The sequence below is a fragment of the Flavicella sp. genome (genome assembly GCF_037132785.1).
Taxonomy (GTDB): domain Bacteria; phylum Bacteroidota; class Bacteroidia; order Flavobacteriales; family Flavobacteriaceae; genus Flavicella.
The window spans coordinates 1-5,450 of sequence record NZ_JBAHZZ010000068.1 but is presented as its reverse complement, the minus strand read 5'-3'; the positions used below and the strand labels follow the sequence as shown (position 1 = coordinate 5,450).

Sequence of the window (5,450 nt, the reverse complement as noted above, 5' to 3'; positions counted from 1 at the left end):
CTTTTGCAGATAGCATTTGTGACTTACGTACAAGAAAGATAAAAGCTACATTTTTTAGTCAAATAAATATTCTTATCGATTGGGATCGCATTTCAAAAATAATAGACAAAGGACTATTCCAGGGGTAAAAGTGCCGTTGGTAAGCCTTCCTATGATGGTTTGTTTCTTTTTAAAATGTGTCTTTTGCAGAGTTGGTATGGTTTAAGCGATTACGAAGTAGAAGATAGACTTAACGATAGTTTATCCTTCAGTTATTTCTGTGGAATGACAATAGAACAGGTCGCACCAGACCACAGTACATCTTAAGTTTACAATTCATTAAATTGAACAAAAACAATAAAGAACTATCTACTTTACTTTCTACTACTTAAAAACGAGGTCTAAAAGCCTCAAACAACTGTTCGAAATGTAGGTAGAAAAGAGAGGGGATTTTCAATGTTGACGAAGTCTATAGCTTCTGCGTATAAAATAATCTTATTCCTCTCTTTTGTTCCTTATTGTTTTTGTTCAATTTAATGAATTGTAAACTTAAGATGTATAAACATAACTTTTTTAAGTAAATATAAGCAATAAATGATTGTTTTGTAAACGCCAGGAGGGCTTGAAGAGAAAAGACTAGACAATGATATGGAAGAAATAGGGTTTTAAAAATAAATCAGAATAAATCCTGAAGATTTAATCAGTAAAATTCAGACAGCCAAATCTAAAATAGAGTGGCTTAATTTCTTTTTTGATTGACGGAGCCTAGAGTTGTTTTAAAAAAAGAATGTCGTAAACCAACGATTTATCTTACTAAATGCGAGACAAAACAGAAATAAAAAACCTCAACTTATTGATAATGAAATAGTTGAGGTTTTACTTTGTGCCTTGGGCGGGAATCGAACCCGCACTCTCGAAAGAACTGGATTTTGAATCCAGCGCGTCTACCAATTCCGCCACCAAGGCTTTTCGTAATTGGAATGCAAATTTATAAAAAAAAATGAATTACCACTGATTTTATTCAAAAAAAAGAGGTAGACGCTTAAATTATTTATATTTTTGCAGCCTAAAATAATGACAAAAATTTAAATAAATACATTAGAGTATGTCAATGAATCAATTAGGACCAAAAGTATTTGCTTGTTCGCAAAGTTTTGAACTTGCAGAAAGCATCGCTAAACATTACGGAACGGAACTTGGAAAAATCAACATTTCTAGATTTAGTGACGGTGAGTTTCAACCTGCATTTGAAGAATCTGTTCGAGGAAGACGTGTTTTTATTATTGGCTCTACATTTCCAAATTCAGACAATTTGATGGAAATGTTGTTGATTTTAGATGCCGCTAAAAGAGCATCTGCAAGGCATATTACTGCTGTAATACCTTATTTTGGATGGGCCCGCCAAGATCGTAAAGACAGGCCACGTGTTGCTATTGGTGCTAAATTAGTAGCGAACATATTGCAAACAGCAGGAGCTACTAGAATTATGACTATGGATCTACACGCTGATCAAATTCAAGGTTTCTTTGAAAAACCAGTTGATCACTTATTTGGCTCTACTATCTTCATGCCTTATATTCTTAGCTTAGAATTAGAAAACATCACCATGGCATCTCCTGATATGGGCGGTTCAAAAAGGGCTTATGCATATTCTAAACACTTACAAAGTGAGGTTGTTATTTGTTATAAACAACGTTTAAAAGCAAATGTAATTGACACTATGGAGCTAATAGGAGAGGTTAAAGGTAAAAATGTAATCCTAGTTGATGACATGATTGATACTGGAGGAACTCTTGTTAAAGCAGCTGACTTAATGATGGAAAGAGGTGCTTTAAGTGTGCGGGCTATCATCACACACCCATTACTTTCAGGAAATGCTTATGAAAAAATAGAGAACTCTAAATTATTAGAATTGATTGTTTCAGATTCTATTCCGCTTAAAAAAGAGAGTTCAAAAATAAAAGTAGTATCTTGTGCGCCTTTGTTCGCTGATATTATGCGTAAAGTACAGGATAACAAGTCGATTAGCGACCAGTTTATCATTTAAAAGAGAATATTAATAAATATATATATAATGAAATCTATTACAATCAAAGGATCGAAAAGAGAAAGCGTAGGAAAGAAGGCTACAAAAGCACTACGTAATGCTGACAAGGTGCCTTGCGTATTATACGGAGGAGAAAACGCTATACATTTTTCAGCTGAAGAAAAAGCTTTTAAAACATTAGTATACACTCCAAACGTATATACTGCATCGATTGAGCTTGACGGAGAAAAAGCGACTAATTGTATCTTACAAGATATTCAATTTCACCCAGTTACTGACAAAATATTACATGTTGATTTTTACCAGTTATTTGACGATAAAGAAGTTACTATGGAAATCCCTGTTAATTTAGTAGGAAGTTCTCCAGGAGTAATGATTGGTGGATCTTTGCGTTTCCCTAATCGTAAATTAAAAGTAAAAGCATTACCAGCAAACTTGCCTGATGCAATTGAGGCAGATATTTCTGGATTAGAAATCGGAGATAAATTATTCGTAAGTGAAGTTCAAGCACCTAATTGTACTATCTTACACCCAGAGAACACTGTTGTTGCTCAAGTAAGAATATCTAGAGCTGCTAAAGCTCCTGTTGAAGGAGAAGAAGTAGCTGAAGAAACTACTGAAGAAGCTGCTGCTGAATAAGTGTTTTTTTTACAAATACATTAAAAGTTCCTTTTGAAAACTCAAAAGGAACTTTTTTTTAGTGTATATTTTATTACTTTTAAAAATAATTTGAATTGAATCGTTAGTATGAAAAAACTCTTAATTGTAGGCTTAGGGAACATAGGACCAGATTACGAAAACACACGACATAATATTGGTTTTAAAATACTTGACGAATTGGCTTTTCTGGAAAAAATATCATTTTCTACGGATAAATTAGGGGATCTAGCCTCTTTTCGATTTAAAGGAAGAACCTTTATCTTACTAAAACCATCTACTTATATGAATTTGAGTGGAAAATCTGTAAAGTACTGGATGGAAAAAGAAAAAATCTCACAGGAAAATGTACTTATAGTCTCTGATGATTTAAACTTGGATTTCGGAACCATCAGGTTAAAAGCAAAAGGTAGCGCTGGAGGTCATAACGGACTAAAGGACATCAATGACAAGTTAGGAAACCAGAACTATCCTCGTTTTCGTTTTGGAGTTAGTGCCAATTTCTCGCAAGGAAGACAATCTAACTATGTGCTAGGAGCTTGGTCTAAAGAAGAAAACAGATATCTGCCTGAATTACTTTTAAAAGGAGCCTTATTAATAAAATATTTTGGCACAGATGGCGTCGGAAATACAATGAGTAAATTTAATGGTGCTTTGGAAAAATAATACCATTTTAACATTTAAATGACGTATTAAATTCTGCATTTATTAGGAAATTTTAGGGTTTAAATCTCAAAATTAGCGCAAGACTCATTTAACAAATTAATGATTATCAGAAGCAAACCACTCTGCATAAGAAGTAGCTGTTTCTTGTAGACGTAAAGAATGTAATTTTACCGTCGCTGGAATTTTTGCGTTTATTTTTGCTGCAAAATCCACCAGCATCATTTCACTTGTAGGTTGATAATTTACCAAAATCACAGAATGCCCACGTGATTTTAATTCATGTGCCAGTTCAACATGTGGTGTGTTTTTATTAAAAACGGTTGCATGATCAAAAACATCGACAATTTCTCCCTTTACAATTTCTTTTAAGTCTTTAAAATCGATTACCATACCGTATTTTACGTTGCCATTATCTTCTATTGGTGTTCCAATAACAGTAACAGAAAGTTTATAGCTATGCCCATGAACATTTCTACATTTTCCATCATAACCATATAAGGCATGCCCTGTTTCGAAGTCGAACTGTTTGGTAATTCTTATTTTATTCATGTGACAAAGTTACGTTATTTCTTAAACTTAGTGAGTGCATCTTTTGTGAAATCAGACAAGACTAAATCACCACTTATCTGAGCTCTCTCCTTTAACAAATCATCCCAGTTTTCCGTTCCTTCCCAAAACACATTTTTCATTTCAATCAAAGCATCTGGATTGTAACGGGACAATTGCACAGCTATTTTCGCTGCTTCATCCAACATGTCATCCTTATTTACAACCACTTTTGCATATAGGTTTTTTTCTTGAGCCCACTGTGCCGAATGCCACTCTGTGGCCTCCATAGACAATTGACAAAATGCTGTTTTGCCAATTTTTCGAGTAACGGCTGGTTCAATAACAAATGCACCAATTCCGATAAAAAATTCTGACAATTTAATAGCTGATTTTTCAGTAGCTATTACGTAATCACATGCAGCAATCAAACCTACACCCCCACCAACTGCTTTCCCCTGTATGCAACCAATAATTAGCTTTTTACATGTTCGCATTGCATTGATCAAGTTAGCAAATCCCATAAAAAACCGGATTCCGACTTCTTTATTTTCAATCATCAATAATTCATCAAACGAAGCGCCAGCACAAAAAGCCTTTTCTCCTTCACTCTGTAACATAATAACTTTTACATCCTTATTTGAACTTAATTTATAAAACTCATTTGTCAACTGGATTAACAAGCTACTCGGAAATGAATTACTTGCGGGATGATAAAAAACAACTGTCGCAATATTTTCTTCGATTTTGGTTTGTATAGTTCCTAATTCCATAAAACCAAAGTTACTTTATTTTTTTTCCTTTTGGTCGCAATAGTGGGTCTATTACACTTACATTTACAATTATACCATTTTAACATTTAAATGGTATTACATGATTGGAGTCTTGATAGCCAAGCATGATCATGAAAACATGCAGTTTGAGCCGAACCTTTCGGCTGTAAATAATAAATTAAGGATTCCGTAAATATGGAAAATGCTTTCCAAACTTCTTTATCAACTTATGTTTGCGTTCTAGTTTTTCGGGTTAATGAAACCATCTCCATGAATACAGGAAAAACTAAATATAATTTGAAAGATCATATAGATATCTTGGTGCAGAACCCTACTGTAGCTTATAGATAACTCAAGAACAAAGAGATACAAGGTTTGGTATAATATCGTTATAAAATTGTCGGGTTAATCTAAATCATCTTCATCGATAAAGTCATATTCATTATCCATTAATTTCTTTAAGTATGTTTCAAAACTGTCCGCAATTACTTTAAATTGATCAGGGTCGTGCAAGAACCTTACAACTTGTCCTTTCTTTCCCTTTGTTGATGGGCTGAAATCTATAAATAATTGTGAAGTCCCTCCATTATTGATACAATCAGAAAAATGAAGCCATTTTATTTTATCTGCTTTATTGATGATTTAAGACCGTTGCAAGGTACATGACAAAAACAAAGACCCAAACTTAGGGTGTAAATCATTGTTTGTTAACTTATTAAGATGTATATTCAAGCCATGAAACTACAAATAACACCTACTTTTGCAGATAGCATTTGTGATTT

The 5,450-nt window shown here is 33.5% G+C and carries 7 protein-coding genes and 1 tRNA gene; 4 read left to right on the top strand and 4 right to left on the bottom strand.

Annotated features, from left to right (window positions below; all coding sequences use genetic code 11):
• Positions 1-183 precede the first annotated feature (183 nt).
• Positions 184-306: a transposase gene (locus V5787_RS04345; RefSeq protein ID WP_336892044.1), complete on the top strand. Its 123-nt coding sequence runs from the start codon at positions 184-186 to the stop codon at positions 304-306.
• A 557-nt stretch (positions 307-863) separates the two neighbouring features.
• Here V5787_RS04345 and V5787_RS04340 read toward each other — a convergent pair.
• Positions 864-945: transfer RNA gene (locus V5787_RS04340), tRNA-Leu, on the bottom strand.
• A gap of 145 nt (positions 946-1,090) precedes the next feature.
• On the opposite strand from V5787_RS04340, the gene V5787_RS04335 reads away from it, so the two are divergent.
• The 3 genes from V5787_RS04335 (at position 1,091) to pth (ending at position 3,349) form a co-directional block, all read left to right on the top strand.
• Positions 1,091-2,026, top strand: a complete 936-nt coding sequence (locus V5787_RS04335) for a ribose-phosphate pyrophosphokinase (RefSeq protein WP_336892046.1) — start codon at positions 1,091-1,093, stop codon at positions 2,024-2,026.
• A gap of 27 nt (positions 2,027-2,053) precedes the next feature.
• Complete coding sequence (locus V5787_RS04330) at positions 2,054-2,665, top strand: 50S ribosomal protein L25/general stress protein Ctc (RefSeq protein WP_336892043.1); 612 nt, start codon at positions 2,054-2,056, stop codon at positions 2,663-2,665.
• Positions 2,666-2,773: 108 nt separating this feature from the next.
• Complete coding sequence (gene pth, locus V5787_RS04325) at positions 2,774-3,349, top strand: aminoacyl-tRNA hydrolase (RefSeq protein WP_336892042.1); 576 nt, start codon at positions 2,774-2,776, stop codon at positions 3,347-3,349.
• A gap of 96 nt (positions 3,350-3,445) precedes the next feature.
• Here pth and V5787_RS04320 read toward each other — a convergent pair whose 3' ends face one another.
• From V5787_RS04320 to V5787_RS04310, 3 genes are all read right to left on the bottom strand, one after another.
• Positions 3,446-3,898 carry a 6-carboxytetrahydropterin synthase gene (locus tag V5787_RS04320; RefSeq protein WP_336892041.1) on the bottom strand — a complete coding sequence of 151 codons (453 nt, stop codon included), beginning with the start codon at positions 3,896-3,898 and terminating at the stop codon, positions 3,446-3,448.
• 14 nt (positions 3,899-3,912) lie between these two features.
• Positions 3,913-4,668, bottom strand: coding sequence for an enoyl-CoA hydratase/isomerase family protein (locus V5787_RS04315; RefSeq protein WP_336892040.1), 756 nt, complete (start codon positions 4,666-4,668; stop codon positions 3,913-3,915).
• A gap of 405 nt (positions 4,669-5,073) precedes the next feature.
• A complete protein-coding gene (locus tag V5787_RS04310; protein ID WP_336892045.1) occupies positions 5,074-5,289 on the bottom strand; it encodes an SMI1/KNR4 family protein in 216 nt (71 codons plus the stop codon).
• Positions 5,290-5,450 lie beyond the last annotated feature (161 nt).